Origin of the sequence: Modestobacter sp. VKM Ac-2982, assembly GCF_026967935.1 — a bacterium.
GTDB lineage: Bacteria > Actinomycetota > Actinomycetes > Mycobacteriales > Geodermatophilaceae > Modestobacter.
In genome coordinates this window covers 281,868-295,564 of sequence record NZ_JAPVBL010000003.1, presented here as the reverse complement: position 1 = coordinate 295,564, position 13,697 = coordinate 281,868, and the positions used below count along the sequence as shown (strand labels likewise).

Genomic DNA, 13,697 nt, shown 5'->3' with positions numbered 1-13,697 from the left:
TTTCCGCCATGACGCGTACCCAACAGGCTCCGGTCGCCGGTCCCGCCGACTCCGCCCTCGCGCTCGCCGACGCCCTGCAGTCGGACTTCGCCGCCCAGCGGGCCGCCGACGAGCGCACCCCGCGCGACCCCGTCGGGCCTGCGCCCCGCTGACCTCGACCGCCGCTGTATCCCGGCCGACCGGGCGCAGCGGCGGCGTCCGGGCCCGGACGCCGACCACGCTCGGTGACCGCTCGCCCGTCGACCACCCGTCCGGGCCACCCCCTCCGGGTGACGCAGTTCATCTGCTGTTGGTGCTCAGGCTCTTCCGCGGCGGCCCGAGGGGCTCCACACTCGCCCCGTGCGCTTCCTCGCATCGCCGCCGCCCGCGCCTGTCGCCGTGCTGCGTTCGGTGGTCCGCCCGGCCCGCCGCCGGCCGTCGCCGGTGCACCTGCACCACTACCGCCGCGCCGGGGACGACCCGTTCAGCGGCGCCTCCCTGTACGCCTGCCGTTGCGGGGTCGTCCGCCCCGGCATGTGACGTCCGCACCCGACCGGGTCCGGGCCGGTGACCCGGCGCTTGCCAGACTCCGTGCATGGCACAGACGCGGACCCGACTGACCGACGCCGAGCTCGCCGCGCTCGCGCGGTACGGCTTCGACCTCGTGCCCGGCGCACCCGCCGTGCCCCCGGCCGTCGAGCTGGAGGACGCCGAAGGGGTGCTGGTCGCCACCCGGGACGACGGTGGGCTGACCGTCCGGGAGATCCCGCGCTGGCGGGCGCCGTCCGCCGTCCGTGCCGAGCTGGCCCAGCGGGGCTGGCCGGCGCCGCGGGCCTGGGTCGGCGGACCTCCGGCCCAGGACACGGACCTGCCCGAGCAGCTGCTCGTCCTGCTCCCGGCGGCCGGCACCTCGCCCGACTCGGCCGCGCTGTCGCTGGCATCGGCGGCCTGGGCACCGTGGGCCGAGGGGCGTGAGCTCGTCGTCGTCCCCGTGCCGGTGACCGCCGCGGCACCGGAGGCCGGCTGGACCGAGGTCGCCGCCGCCTACGGCGCGCAGCTGCTGGGCGACCGGCTCGACCCGGCGCCGCTGCGCACCGGGGGCCGGGTGGTCATGTTCACCGGGCTCTCCGGCGCCGGGAAGTCGACGATCGCCGGGCGCCTGGTGGAGCTGCTGCTGGAGGCCGGCCGGACGGTGACGCTGCTGGACGGCGACGTGGTGCGCACCCACCTGTCGGCCGGGCTCGGCTTCTCCCAGGCCGACCGGGACACCAACGTGCGCCGGATCGGCTGGGTGGCCGCGCAGATCGCCAAGCACGGCGGGCTGGCGGTGTGTGCACCGATCGCGCCCTACGCCGCCACCCGCGCCGACGCCCGCCGGCTGGTGGAGGAGCAGGCCGGGCCGGGGTCGTTCGTGCTGGTCCACGTGTCCACCCCGCTGGCCGAGTGCGAGGCGCGTGACCGCAAGGGGCTCTACGCCAAGGCACGGCGGGGGGAGATCACCGGCTTCACCGGGATCAGCGACCCCTACGAGGAGCCGACGGACGCCGAGCTGACCATCGACACCCGGGACCTGACCCCCGAGGAGAGCGCCCGGCGGGTGCTGGCGCACCTCGTCGCGGACTGACGGTCAGGAGCCGGGCCAGCCGGGCAGTCGCTCGGGGCCGGTGCGCCAGGCCGGCAGCTGACCGGGGGCGTCGACCGTCTCGGCGTCGGCGCGGCGGCGCAGCGCCCAGTCGGCCGGGAGCACGAGCCGGGGTGCGACCCCGACGAGGACGGCGGTGAGCACGGCCACCGCGCCGACGACCTCACCGCTCTCCTCGACGAACGTCGCGACGGCGGCCCACGGGAACGCACCGGACGCCGACCCGACGACGGAGGAGACGCCGGACAGGACGACGGCGGCGGCGGCGTAGATGCCGAAGGCCGTCATCACCCGCCGGCGGTCACGCCGCTCGGTGCGGCTGAGCCACCAGAGCACGGCGAGGGTCACGGCGGCAATGCCGGCGCTGACGGCGGTGGCCAGCACCGGCCGGCCGGCCAGACCGGCGGTCCGCAGCGCCTCGACGTGCACGGTCCCGCCGCCCTTGACCTGGGCGACCAGGGCCGCGACGACACCGACGCCCAGCCACCACGGCCGGCGCTCGGTGGCGCGGGCGGCGCCGACGAAGGCGGCCACGGCGGCGGTGGCAAGCAGGGCGGTGACCCACATCCGCGGGACCGACAGCGGGGCGTCCATGGACAGGTAGCGGGCGGCGCCGCGGTCGGTGCCGGCGATCCGCAGCCCGAGGCCGACGGCCTCCAGGCTGAGCCCGACACCGATGAGCGCGGCGGACAGCGGCGGCACGGGCAGCCGGCGTCGGCGCGAACGGGTCCGGACGGCGGAGCGGAGGCCGGTCGGCAGCGGGCCGGTCTCCCCCCGCGAACGCAGCTCGGCGATCCGCAGGGCCATGCCCAGGGGCACGGCGACGACGACCGCGAGCGTCGTCCACCCGACGAGCACCCACCCCCACCACGGCATGTCCTCGTGATCGGCAGGTCCGCACCGGTGCTTGACCGGGTCGGGGCTGCCGATCTCAAGGGGTTCAGCTCCGGGCGTCCCCCGCCAGGGCGGCGAGCAGCTGGTCGGCGAACTCGGGCCGGCAGATGAGCAGGTCGGGCAGGTAGGGGTCGGGCCGGTTGTAGCGCAGCGGGGAGCCGTCGAGCCGGCTGGTGTGCAGCCCGGCGGCCCGGGCGACCGCGACCGGTGCGGCGGAGTCCCACTCGTACTGGCCGCCGCCGTGCACGTAGGCGTCGGTGGCCCCGCGGACGACGGACATCGCCTTGACCCCGGCCGACCCCATGGCCACCGGCTCGGCGCCGAGCTTTGCGACGAGGTCGGCGACCAGGGCCGGCGGGCGGCTGCGGCTAACCGCCAGGCGCAGCGGGCCGTCCGGGCGGGCCGGCGGCGGAGCGACGGCGGCGGTGCCCAGGGTGGTGCCCTCGGCCGGCAGGGCGACGGCCCCGGCGACCAGGTCGCCCCGCTCCCAGAGCGCGACGTGCACCGCCCAGTCGGTGCGCTCCAGCTCGGAGAACTCCCGGGTGCCGTCGAGGGGGTCGACGATCCAGACCCGGTCGGCGGTGAGCCGGCGGGCGTCGTCGGCGCCCTCCTCGGACAGGACGGCGTCCCCGGGGCGCAGCGCGCCGAGCTGCTCGGCCAGCCAGCGGTGGGACTCCCCGTCGCCGGCGGCCTTGCGCGCCGCGGCGTCGGCGAAGTCCCGGCCGCGCACGGTGAGCAGCAGTTCGCCGGCCTGGGTGGCCAGCGTGCGGGCGAGGTCGTGATCGGTGCCGGTCAACGTCGGTCTCCGTCCGGGCGGGGGTGGGGGCAATCCTCCGGCCCCGCACCCCGGCGCCGCCGCGGCGGGTCGGCGTCAGTAGGCCCCGGAGCCGCGGACCACCGCACCGAGGGTCTTGCCCAGGATCATCAGGTCCAGGGCGAGGGACCAGTTCTCCACGTACCGGACGTCGATCCGCACCGAGTCGTCCCAGGACAGGTCCGACCGGCCGCTGACCTGCCACAGGCCGGTGATCCCGGGCTTGACGAGCAGGCGGCGCCGCATGTCGAAGCCGTACTGCTCGACCTCGCGGGTCACGTGCGGCCGCGGGCCGACCAGCGACATCGTGCCGCCGACGACGTTGAGCAGCTGCGGCAGCTCGTCGAGCGACCAGCGCCGCATGACGGCGCCGACCCGGGTCACCCGCGGGTCGCGCTTCATCTTGAACTGGACGGCGTTGCCCTCGTTCTGTGCCATCAACGCCGCCATCCGCTGGTCGGCGTCGGGCACCATGCTGCGGAACTTCAGCACGTGGAAGGGCTGGCCGGCGCGGCCGATCCGCTCGTGCCGGAAGAACACCGGGCCGCGGCTGGTGGTCTTGACCGCCACGGCCAGCATCAGCAGCACCGGCAGCAGCACCACGACGGCGGCGAGGGCGACCGACCGGTCGAAGACGTCCTTGGTGACGCGGCGCAGCCCGCGGAACTCCGGCCGCTCCAGGTGCATCAGCGGCAGCCCGTTGACCGGCCGGATGCCCACCCGCGGGCCGGCGAACTCGGTCACCGCCGGGGCGAGCAGCAGCTCGGCCTCGGTGGTCTCCAGGTCCCACCCGAGGCGGCGCAGGGCAGCGCCGTCCAGCTCCGGTGAGGGCAGCACGGCGACGGTGTCCACCTCGTACCGGCGGACGACGTCGGCGATGTCGGCGAAGCCGCCCAGCACCGGCAGCCCGTCGAAGACGGTCCCGGCGGGCGGGGCCGACGGCAGGCAGACGCCGATCACCCGGAGGCCGTGCTGGGCCTGGCGGACGAGCTGGGCGTGCAGCTCGGCCGTGCCGTTGCGGTGGCCGACCAGGATCGCGGTCTGCTGGAACCGGCCGTGCGTGCGCTGGTGGTGCAGCCAGGACCGCTGGGCGTAGCGCTGCAGCAGGCCGAGCACGGTGGCCAGGGGCAGCGCGACCACGACGAAGCTGCGGGCGACCTCGAGCTTGAACGCCCAGGAGACCGTGCCCACCGACGCCAGCAGCAGGACGGCGGAGAAGAAGACCCTGCGGAACTCCTCGGGGCCGACCCAGAGGAAGCGCTCCTCGTAGCTGCGCCCGACCGCCATCGCGGCCACCCAGACCAGCGGCAGGACGACGACCGGCCACGGGGCGCCGTGCGCGGCGAGCGGCCCCTGTTCGGGCAGCAACCGACCGACCAGGGCGGCCAGCACGGCGACCAGGGTGTCGCCCAGCAGGATCCGGCGCACGTAGGTCTTCCGCCAGGCCCGGCGGGCCGCGGTGCCCTCGCCCCGGAGGCGCGCCACGGACCAGAAGCGCCGGCGGGCGACGACCCCCGTCCGGGGCTCGACGAGCTCGTCGGGCGCTTCCAGCAGCAACAAGGTCCGGCTCCCCTAGGTCGTTGGTTCCCTGGTCAGCGCGGCGACCGGTCGCCGCCGGTCCGTCGGGAGGAGACCCCCGCCGACCGACCCGGGGGAACGTACGGTCCGGCCGCTCGGGTCGACCAGCCCCGGACGAGAGCCCGGGACACCCGGGGATCGGTGGCCGTGGCGCGCGCCACACCCGATCGAACCGATCACCCGGTGATCACTCGCGCAGAGTGACGGCGCGCAGGGGGCTCCATACCGCCGTTTCCTGCCGTACACCTGCCGTCAGCCTCGTGAGTTCGGTCACCTTCTGGACGTCCGTGGTGTCCTCCGGCCAGCCCGTCGCCCGGGGGCCCCATGCTCGACCCGTGGGCGGATCCGAGAACCCGACGCTGCGCGTCCTGCACGTCAGCCAGCCGGTCGAGGCGGGGGTGGCGCGCGTGGTCGCCGGGCTGGTCGCCGACCAACGTCGCCGCGGCTGGGAGGTGCTGGTGGCCTGCCCGGGCGAGGGCTGGCTGGCCGACACCGTCCAGGCCGCCGGGGCCGAGCTGGTGCCGTGGCGGGCCAGCCGCTCCCCCGGCCCGTCGGTGCCCGGCGAGGCCGCGGCGCTGCGCCGGGTCGTGGCGGCCACGGACCCCCAGGTGGTGCACCTGCACAGCGCCAAGGCCGGGCTGGCCGGGCGGCTGGCGGTGCGGGGCCGGCGTCCGACGGTCTTCCAGCCGCACGCCTGGTCGTTCGAGGCGGTCACCGGGCCGGTGCAGACGGCCTCCCGCGGCTGGGAGCGGTTCGCGCAGCGCTGGACCGACCTGACCCTCTGCGTGAGCGAGGCCGAGCTGGCGACCGGGCGGGCCGCCGGCCTGACCGGGCGGTCGGTGGTGGTGCCCAACGGCGTCGAGCCCGAGCTGTGGGCTCCGCAGGACCGGGCGGCCGCCCGCGCCGCGCTCGGGCTCCCCGCGGCGCCCACCGTCGTCTGCGTCGGCCGGCTGGCCCGGCAGAAGGGCCAGGACATGCTGCTCGCCGCCTGGCCCGGGGTGCGACGGGCCGTGCCGGACGCCCAGCTGGTGCTCGTCGGCGCCGGCCCGGACGAGGCGGCGCTGCGCGCCCAGGCCGACGGCTCGATGCGCTTCGCCCCCGGGGAGCGGCTGGCCGAGTGGTACGCCGCCGCCGACGTCGTCGCCGTCCCCTCCCGCTGGGAGGCCGGGCTGCCGCTGGTGGCGATGGAGGCGATGGCAGGTCAGCGCAGCGTGGTCGCCTTCGACGTCGCCGGCATCGGCGCCTCGCTCGGCGGCGCGGGTGCCGCCGTCCCGGCGTTCGAGATCGAGGCGTTCACCGCCGCGCTGACCGCCCGGCTGCTCGACCCGGCCGCCGCAGCCCGCGAGGCCGAGACCGGCCGATCGGTGGCGACCACCCGGTACGCCGCGGCCACCTCCCAGGCCGCCGTCGCCGAGCACCTGCTGCACCTGGCCGGGTCCCGATGAGCCCCTCGCGGGCGCGCCGGCCGCGGACGGTGTCCCGGGCGCTGGTGGCGAGCGCGCTCCTGGCGCTGTGCCTGGTCGGGTCCACGGGGGTGGCCGAGCCGCGGACCAGCGCCCTCACCGGCGACCCGGCCGGGGCCGCGCCCGCCGCCGTCCCCCCGGCCGGCCCGTCCACCGCCACGGACCCGAGCGCGGCCCTGCCGGCGCCCGGAGCGGCCGCCCCACCGGCCGCCGGTTCCACACCTCCGCCGCCGCCTGCCGCGGCCGGTCCGGCCACCGTCGCCCCGTCCTCCGGCTCGAGCGCGTCCGGTACCGCAGCGGCCGGCACCGCGGCGGCCGGTGCCAGGGACGCCGTGGTGGTCGCCGGCGCCCGCGGCGACATCCCGGTCGAGCGGTTCGGCGCGGTCGGCGACGGCGTCACCGACGACACCGCCGCGCTGCAGCAGGCGCTGGACACCGTGCCCACCGGGAGCGTCCTGCGGCTCCGCGCGGGCGCGACCTACCTGCACTCCGACGTCCTCCGGGTGCGCACCCCGGGTCTCACCGTCCTCGGCCGGGGCGCGACCGTCACCGCCACCCAGGAGACCCGGTCGGCGTTCCACGTCGACGCCGACCGCGTGGTCGTCGAAGGGGTGACGTTCGCCCTCGCCACCTCGACCGAGCGCTTCCACGCCTACGAGCAGATGAAGGTCCGCGTCTCCGCCGACGGGGTGGTGCTGCGCGACGTGCACGTCCGGGGTGCGGCGGCCGCCGGCTTCTACGTCGGCAACGGCTCCGGGCACTTCCTGCTGGACCGGGTGACGGTCGTCGGCAGCCGCGCCGACGGCGTGCACGTGACCGGCGGCGCACACGACGGCCGGGTCGTCTCCCCCGTCACCACCAACACCGGGGACGACGGGGTCGCCGTGGTCTCCTACCGGGCCGACGGGGTGCCGTGCGCGCGGGTGGAGATCACCTCCCCGCAGGTGAACGGGACGACGTGGGGCCGGGGCATCTCCGTGGTCGGCGGGGACGACATCACCTACACCGACGTGGCTGTCCGGGACACCGACGCCGCTGGGGTCTACGTCGGCAGCGAGGGCGACCCCTACTACACGTTCCCCTCGCGCCGGGTGCGGATCACCCGCGGCACCGTGACCGGCGCCAACACCAACCCGGCCAAGGACCACGGTGCGGTGCTCGTCTACGCCGGCAACAGCGACACCACGACCGCGGACGTGACGATCCGCGACCTGGCGGTCAGCGGCACCCGGGCCGGTGCCAGCTGGGAGCTCGGGGTGCTCGCCGACCCGGGCGCGGGCGTCCAGCGGGTCACCTTCTCCGGGATCTCGCTCACCGGCGGCCCGGCGCGGCCGTTCCACACCAACGCGTCCCCCGCGGTGCGGCTGTTCGACGTCACCGTCGACGGCTCCCCCGTCCCCGAGCACCGCGGCTGGTGACCCGCCGGCTCAGCCGGCGGGCCGCGCCCCGAACGCGTGCGCCCGCGCCGTCCACGCCGACAGCACGGTGACGGCGGCTGGCTCCGGCAGCCCCTCGGGGCGGTGCGCCAGCGGCACCGGCGGCCCCCAGCGGGTGTAGCGCTCGGCCAGGCCGGCGGGCACCAGCAGCAGGTTGGTGTGCGCCGTCCGGCGCAGCTCCCGGGCCCAGTGCAGCGGCGAGGTCAGCACCGCCCGCACGTCCCCGGCGTCGAGGACGACGACGGTCGCCCGGCGGCCGGCGACGACGTCCCGCCCGGCGGCGGCGCGACGGCCCCAGAGCACCACCACGTCGACGTCGTCCAGCGGCGCCTCCGGCAGTGCGTCGGGCGCCAGCACGCCGGTGCGCCAGCCGGCCGCGGTCTGCGCGGCCGCGACCGCCCGGGCCGTCGCCAGCTCGGCGGGGCCGGCGACGTGCAGCACGCCCAGCACCTCGCCGTACACCGGGGTGGAGAGGATGGCGCGCACGTCAGCGGACACGGCGCACCGCCTCCAGGGTCTCCTCGACGACGTCGTCCCAGCTCCGGCGGGCCGGCCGGAGCAGCACCGGCGGCCGGGGCCGGCCCAGGTGCTCCACCATCGCGGCGGCCCACACCTCGGGACGGCGCGCGGGCAGCCGCTGGGCACCGGCCGGGGAGGCCTCGGCGAGCGCCGGGTCCTCCGACGTCAGCACCGGCGCCCCCAGCCCCAGCGCCTCCGCGGCGGGCAGCCCGAAGCCCTCGGCGAGGCTGGGGCACAGCACCACCCGGGCGCGCTCGTAGAGCCACCGCAGCCGGGCGTCGGGGACGTGGCCCAGCGCGACGACCGCGCCGTCGGCGGCCAGCTCGGCGAAGGCCCGGCCGCGGTCGGTGGGCCCCCAGCTGTCCGGGCCGACCACCACGAGCACGGCGTCGGGGACGGCGGCGCGCACCTGTGCCCAGGCGTCGACGACCAGGCCGACGTTCTTCCGCGGTGAGGGGTCGCCGACGACCAGCGCGAACGGCCGGCCGGCCAGCTCGGGCACGGCCTCGGCGGCGACGTCGGTGAGCGAGGAGCCGTCGGGGTGGTGCACCACCGACGTCCGCGGGGCGGTGGACGGCAGGTAGCTGACCAGCCGCTCCCGGGTGGCGGCGCTGACGCAGACGAGCGCGTCGGCGGCCCGCAGCGAGGCCAGGTACGGCGGGCGGACCAGCCAGCGCTTGGCCCGGCCGAAGTCGTGCGGGCGGTCCAGGGCCAGCATGTCGTGCACGGTGAGCACCCCGACGCCGGGCACCCCGCGGGGCAGCAGGTGCTTGGTGCCGTGCACGACGTCCATCCGGCCGCCGACCCGCGCACCGGCCAGCCGCTCCACGGCGGAGACCAGCGGTCCGCGGCCGGGCAGGGTGTGCACCCGGTCGCGGTCGACCAGGTGCGTGAACGCCCCCTGCGCACCCGCGCCGGCGAGCACGTGCAGCTCCACGTCGTCCCGGGCGGCCAGCCCGCGGGCCAGCTGCACGACGTACCGGACCATCCCCCCGCCCTCGCCCGACGGCGGGACGTGCGTGCCGATCAGCAGGTAGCGCAGCGGCCGGGCCATCAGCGCACGGCTCCGGCGCGGCGGCGTCGGCCGCGGTTGACCAGCAGCGCCACCACCACCAGGGCGACCAGCCCGGGGGTGGCCCGGCCCTGGCCGAGGTAGAAGTAGCGCGGCAGCTCGAGCATGGTCAGCACGAAGAGCGGATAGAGCAGCAGGCCCCAGATCCGGCCCTCGCGCAGGGCGCGGTGCAGGGTGCCGGTGAGCAGCCCGGCGCCGAGGAAGAACAGCAGCCCCCCGGCGATGCCCAGGTCGACGAAGGGGCTGGCCACGGCGCCGTAGTTGTTGAACTCGGGGTTGCCGAACTGGGTGAGGGCGAGGGTGTAGGCGGGCTCGGGGTCGACGCCGGTGAGCGACCGGAACAGGTTCAGGCTGCCGATGCCCGGCGCCGTCCAGAACGCCGACCACAGGTCGTAGGGCAGCCCGGCCGGCTCCTGGTGCAGCAGCCGGATCACGCCGTTGTTGTAGGCGGTGACGTAGTAGCCGGCGAAGCGCTCGACCACGAAGACGGGGAAGGACTGGCCGCCCTGCGCGGCGTAGAACACCCAGCTGCGGGAGTACTCGAAGGCGGCGAAGACCGCGACCACCACCGGCGCCAGCACTGCCGGCAGGAACGCGGCCCGCCGGGTGCCCCGGCTGGTCCGCGACATCCCGGCGACCACCAGCACCAGCAGCGGCACGAGCAGCTCGAGCAGGGCGAGGCGCTCGGTGACGAAGAAGGCGCGCAGCAGCGCCAGGAAGGCGACCACCGCCAGCCGGCGCAGGTGCTGCGGCCGGCGCCCCTCGGCGAGCATCAGCACCCCGGTCAGCACGACGAAGGCGACGCCGAACTGGGTCATCGTGGTCAGCCCGGGCACGGTGCCCAGTTGCTCGCGGATGCCCAGGCCGTAGAGCTCCTGGTCGATCAGCGCGGTGACCAGCACGACCGGCTCCAGCCCGACCCGGACGGCGTTGATGCCGTAGGCGACGTAGCCGAGCATGGTCAGCCAGAACAGCACCGTGGCCGCGCGCTCGAGGACGCGCAGGTCACCGGCCGACAGCGCCGGCCAGCTCGGCACCCGGCGGACGCCGCGCAGCCCCGGCAGCAGCGCGCCGCCCAGGAACAGCAGCAGGCCGGCGGTGAACCACAGCGTCCACTCCAGGTTGACGGCCTTCGGGGTGCCCCACAGCGCCCGGTACCGCTCGTCGGCGATGGCCAGGCTCAGCCAGGTGGCGGGCAGCGCGACCAGGCCGATGAGCGCGATCGGGGAGAGCCACCACACGCCCCCGGGCCGGCCGCCGAGGTCCGCCGTCCGCGGCCGGACGGCGGTGATCCGGGTGCTCATCGGGCCCCCACGCCGTCCGGCTCGCGGCCGGCCAGCACCCGCAGGCTGTGCCGCAGCTGCAGCCCGGGCAGCGGCGCCGTCCCGAAGGCCCGGCGGCAGACGACCGCGTAGGAGCCGAACAGCACGACGGTCGCCGCCGCACTGACCAGCGCCAGCGCCAGCGGGCCGCCCAGCTGCGCGGCGAGCACGGCCGCGGGCAGGACCACCAGCAGCGCCACCCCGACGGCGCGGGCGGCGGCACGGCCGTGGCCGGTGACCACGAGCAGGACGGCGCAGGAGCCGAAGACGGCCATGCCCAGGCCGCCGGTGGCGAGCACGGAGAGGTACGGGGCGGCGTCGTCCAGGCCCGGGCCGTAGAGCGTGAGCACCTGCGGGGCGAGCAGCCAGGCCGCGGCGACCAGCACCACGGTGACCGCGCTCGACACGGTGGCCGCCGCCGACAGCAGGGCCAGCACCCGGTCCCGCCGCCCCTGGGCCTCCAGCCGGGCGGCGACCGGGGTGATCGCGATGTTGGCCAGCCCCTCGAGCACGGTCACCTGCATGGCGAGCACGCTGGCGGTCGAGTACAGCAGCGCCTGCTCGCCGGGGAAGGCCCAGCCGGCCAGCCAGACGTCGCCGCGGCCGACCAGGAAGGCGCCGAGCTCGACGGTGAACAGCCAGGCCCCGCCCGCGACGGCGGCGGCCATCGGCGACCACCAGCGGGCGCCGCGCACCCGGGCCCGCAGCGGCAGCCGGAGCAGCATCACCGCCAGCAGCACCAGGGAGGTCGCGGCGTAGACGGTCAGCAGCGCCACCAGCGTCGTCCGGCCGCCCTGGACCAGGACGACGACGACCATGGCGAGCAGGGCGAGCACCGAGCGGCTGTGGTGGGTGGCCGCGACCGACCAGCGGATCCGGCCGACCGCGGCGTACACGTCGCTGATGGTGAGCCGCAGCGTCTCCAGCACGATCAGCGCGGCGACCAGCGCGACGACGAGCGCCCGGTCGTCCCGGACGACGGCGGTGGCGACCCAGGCGACGGCCGGCGCGGTGACCACGCTGAGCAGCGCGACCGCCCGCAGGTGGGCGAGCACCTGGGCGGCCACCTCGGCCGGGGAGGCGGCCGCGGCGATCGCCCGGATGGCGTGCTGCCCCAGGCCCAGCCGGCCGACCATCGGCCCGAGCATCAGTGCGCCCAGCACGGCCAGGAAGCCGGTGGCCGCCCGGGCGTCGAGGGTGCGGACCGCGAGCACCGACGTCAGGAAGGTGGCGAGGAGCCCGAGCACGGCCACGACCATGCGCAGGCCGAAGCTCCGGCGGACCTCCTGGGTCTGCTCCCCCGCCTGGACCGCCACGGTCAGGCCTCGCTGGCGACGGGCTCCTGCCGAGGGGACGTCGTCTCCTCCGCAGCCCGCGGGGAGGACGGCTGGGGGCGCTCGCGCCCCAGGTGCCGCCCGGTGGTGGTGACGACGACGCCCTGCAGCGCCGGGCCGGACGACGCCACGTCCCGGACCGCGGCCAGCGCGTCCTCCAGCGAGGAGACCCCCTCCCCCACGACGACGACGGCCCGCTCGGCGTGCCGGGCGGTCTCGTCGAACCGGGCGACGGAGGTGAGCGCCGGGGCGTGCAGCAGCACCTGCCGGCCGGCGGCGGTGTGCCGGGCGACGGTCGCGGCGAGCACCGCGTCGCCGTCGTGCGGCGGGAGGGCGACGACGGTCAGCAGCGGGGTGAGCACCTGCTCGCCGGGGAACTCCGGCGACGCGGTCGGGCGGCTGCTGTGCGCGTGCGCCGCGGTGGTCACCAGCACCACGGGAGCGCCGGTGGAAGAGATCGCCCAGGCCAGCTCCCACGCGACCTCGGCGGCCCCGGCGCGCTCGTCGGCGCCGACCACGACGAGGCTGCGTCCGCCGGCGTCGATCACCTGCGGGGCGAGCAGCCGGGCCGCCGCGAGCGCGCCGGCCCGGGGCAGCTGTGCCGGGACCTGCGGGCTGCGGTTGCGCACCCGCCCGGCGGGCAGCCGCGGCAGCAGCACGGGCACCCCGGCCGCCACCAGCAGCCGGGCGTCGAACAGCCGGTGGGAGGTGGCCCGCCACACGGCACCGGCGGCCAGCAGCAGCACGGCACCGAGCACGGCGCCCAGCACGGTGGACAGCAGCGCGGCCGGTGCGCCGGTCTCCTGCTCCAGGGTCGGGGCGCGCAGCACCGGCACCAGGTCGGGGACCCGGGTGGCGGCGCCGCTCAGCTGGCTCTGCTGGGCGAGCAGCCGCTCGACCTCCTGGGCGACGGGGCTGTTCACCGCGCCCGGCTCGCCGAGAGCGTCCAGCCGCTGCTGCACCGCGGCCAGCGCAGCGGTGACCGCCGTCTCGGCGGCCTCCTGGCGGGCGGCGACGTAGCCGTCGAGCAGCGCCGTCACGGCCCGCCGGGCCTCCTCGGCGGTGGGGGCGGTGGCGCTGATCCGCAGGACGTCGGAGGTACCGACCTGGGCGACCGAGACGGTGACCGCGTCGTCCGGCTGCGGTTCCTGGCTGAGCCGGAGCGCGTCCAGCGCCTCGAGCTGGCCGGCGACCAGGGAGTCGTCGGCGCCGGTCTGCGTCGTGGTCGGCAGCGGGCCGCTGAGCACCTGGGCGTCGGGGACGACCTCGAAGGTGGCCGAGGCGGTGACCTCCTCCTCAGCGGCGACCCCGACAAGGAGGCCGAGCAGCCCACCGAGGAGGGCGCCGATGACGGCCAGCCGGGCCAGCCAGGCCAGCGGTGCCGCCGGCCCGGGCCAGGTGTCGGCCCGGGTGTCTGCGTCGCCTGGGTCAGTGCCGGCCGACCGGCCTGTCGAGCTGCTCATGCGCGTGCGTCCTCCCTCGTGCCATCGGCGGAGTCCGCCCGCAACAGCGTCCAGATGATAGGGCCCGGCTGATCACGCCGGAACGCGTCATCCCTCCGGGTGAACACCGGGTGGACAGCAGGGAACGGGCCGCTGAGCTGCGGATACGTCTGCACACACGGGTGGACAGAGGAAGATCCAC

13 protein-coding genes are annotated in these 13,697 nt (G+C 76.9%); 5 read left to right on the top strand and 8 right to left on the bottom strand.

Annotated features, from left to right (window positions below; genetic code table 11):
- The first annotated feature begins 8 nt into the window (after positions 1 to 8).
- The 3 genes from O2W20_RS12015 (at position 9) to cysC (ending at position 1,603) form a co-directional block, all read left to right on the top strand.
- Positions 9 to 152 (top strand): hypothetical protein, encoded by a 144-nt coding sequence (locus O2W20_RS12015; protein ID WP_269172388.1) that lies wholly within the window; start codon positions 9 to 11, stop codon positions 150 to 152.
- 187 nt (positions 153 to 339) lie between these two features.
- Positions 340 to 519 (top strand): hypothetical protein, encoded by a 180-nt coding sequence (locus O2W20_RS12010; RefSeq protein ID WP_269172389.1) that lies wholly within the window; start codon positions 340 to 342, stop codon positions 517 to 519.
- A gap of 55 nt (positions 520 to 574) precedes the next feature.
- A complete protein-coding gene (cysC, locus tag O2W20_RS12005; protein ID WP_269172390.1) occupies positions 575 to 1,603 on the top strand; it encodes an adenylyl-sulfate kinase in 1,029 nt (342 codons plus the stop codon).
- 3 nt (positions 1,604 to 1,606) lie between these two features.
- Here the strand turns inward: cysC and O2W20_RS12000 are convergent, their stop codons facing one another.
- From O2W20_RS12000 to O2W20_RS11990, 3 genes are all read right to left on the bottom strand, one after another.
- Positions 1,607 to 2,497, bottom strand: a complete 891-nt coding sequence (locus O2W20_RS12000) for a hypothetical protein (RefSeq protein ID WP_269172391.1) — start codon at positions 2,495 to 2,497, stop codon at positions 1,607 to 1,609.
- A 64-nt stretch (positions 2,498 to 2,561) separates the two neighbouring features.
- Positions 2,562 to 3,311, bottom strand: a complete 750-nt coding sequence (locus O2W20_RS11995) for a 3'(2'),5'-bisphosphate nucleotidase CysQ (protein WP_269172392.1) — start codon at positions 3,309 to 3,311, stop codon at positions 2,562 to 2,564.
- 75 nt (positions 3,312 to 3,386) lie between these two features.
- Positions 3,387 to 4,889, bottom strand: a complete 1,503-nt coding sequence (locus O2W20_RS11990) for a sugar transferase (protein WP_269172393.1) — start codon at positions 4,887 to 4,889, stop codon at positions 3,387 to 3,389.
- A 353-nt stretch (positions 4,890 to 5,242) separates the two neighbouring features.
- On the opposite strand from O2W20_RS11990, the gene O2W20_RS11985 reads away from it, so the two are divergent.
- On the top strand, positions 5,243 to 6,352 hold the full coding sequence (locus O2W20_RS11985) for a glycosyltransferase family 4 protein (protein ID WP_269172394.1): 1,110 nt from the start codon (positions 5,243 to 5,245) through the stop codon (positions 6,350 to 6,352).
- Positions 6,349 to 7,788: a glycosyl hydrolase family 28-related protein gene (locus O2W20_RS11980; protein WP_269172395.1), complete on the top strand. Its 1,440-nt coding sequence runs from the start codon at positions 6,349 to 6,351 to the stop codon at positions 7,786 to 7,788. The genes O2W20_RS11985 and O2W20_RS11980 overlap by 4 nt, the downstream gene beginning before the upstream one ends.
- Positions 7,789 to 7,797: 9 nt before the next feature.
- On the opposite strand, the gene O2W20_RS11975 is transcribed toward O2W20_RS11980, so the two are convergent.
- From O2W20_RS11975 to O2W20_RS11955, 5 genes are read right to left on the bottom strand one after another with little or no spacing between them, the layout of a single operon-like run.
- The gene (locus O2W20_RS11975; protein WP_269172396.1) at positions 7,798 to 8,304 is read right to left on the bottom strand and encodes a hypothetical protein; all 507 of its coding nucleotides are present in this window, start codon (positions 8,302 to 8,304) and stop codon (positions 7,798 to 7,800) included.
- Positions 8,294 to 9,379 carry a glycosyltransferase family 4 protein gene (locus O2W20_RS11970; RefSeq protein WP_269172397.1) on the bottom strand — a complete coding sequence of 362 codons (1,086 nt, stop codon included), beginning with the start codon at positions 9,377 to 9,379 and terminating at the stop codon, positions 8,294 to 8,296. The genes O2W20_RS11975 and O2W20_RS11970 overlap by 11 nt, the downstream gene beginning before the upstream one ends.
- Positions 9,379 to 10,701: a hypothetical protein gene (locus O2W20_RS11965; RefSeq protein ID WP_269172398.1), complete on the bottom strand. Its 1,323-nt coding sequence runs from the start codon at positions 10,699 to 10,701 to the stop codon at positions 9,379 to 9,381. Before O2W20_RS11965 ends, O2W20_RS11970 begins: the two co-directional genes overlap by 1 nt.
- Positions 10,698 to 12,035 carry a lipopolysaccharide biosynthesis protein gene (locus O2W20_RS11960; RefSeq protein WP_269172399.1) on the bottom strand — a complete coding sequence of 446 codons (1,338 nt, stop codon included), beginning with the start codon at positions 12,033 to 12,035 and terminating at the stop codon, positions 10,698 to 10,700. The genes O2W20_RS11965 and O2W20_RS11960 overlap by 4 nt, the downstream gene beginning before the upstream one ends.
- A gap of 2 nt (positions 12,036 to 12,037) precedes the next feature.
- Positions 12,038 to 13,516 carry a hypothetical protein gene (locus tag O2W20_RS11955; RefSeq protein WP_269172400.1) on the bottom strand — a complete coding sequence of 493 codons (1,479 nt, stop codon included), beginning with the start codon at positions 13,514 to 13,516 and terminating at the stop codon, positions 12,038 to 12,040.
- Between the last annotated feature and the right edge of the window lie 181 nt (positions 13,517 to 13,697).

What these genes read in the sequence shown, in the direction of transcription:
- O2W20_RS11965 (WP_269172398.1), bottom strand. Translation starts at nt 10,701, where the DNA reads ATGAGCACCCGGATCACCGCCGTCCGGCCGCGGACGGCGGACCTCGGC.
- O2W20_RS12015 (WP_269172388.1), top strand. Translation starts at nt 9, where the DNA reads ATGACGCGTACCCAACAGGCTCCGGTCGCCGGTCCCGCCGACTCCGCC.
- cysC (WP_269172390.1), top strand. Translation starts at nt 575, where the DNA reads ATGGCACAGACGCGGACCCGACTGACCGACGCCGAGCTCGCCGCGCTC.
- O2W20_RS11955 (WP_269172400.1), bottom strand. Translation starts at nt 13,516, where the DNA reads ATGAGCAGCTCGACAGGCCGGTCGGCCGGCACTGACCCAGGCGACGCA.
- O2W20_RS11980 (WP_269172395.1), top strand. Translation starts at nt 6,349, where the DNA reads ATGAGCCCCTCGCGGGCGCGCCGGCCGCGGACGGTGTCCCGGGCGCTG.
- O2W20_RS12000 (WP_269172391.1), bottom strand. Translation starts at nt 2,497, where the DNA reads ATGCCGTGGTGGGGGTGGGTGCTCGTCGGGTGGACGACGCTCGCGGTC.
- O2W20_RS11970 (WP_269172397.1), bottom strand. Translation starts at nt 9,379, where the DNA reads ATGGCCCGGCCGCTGCGCTACCTGCTGATCGGCACGCACGTCCCGCCG.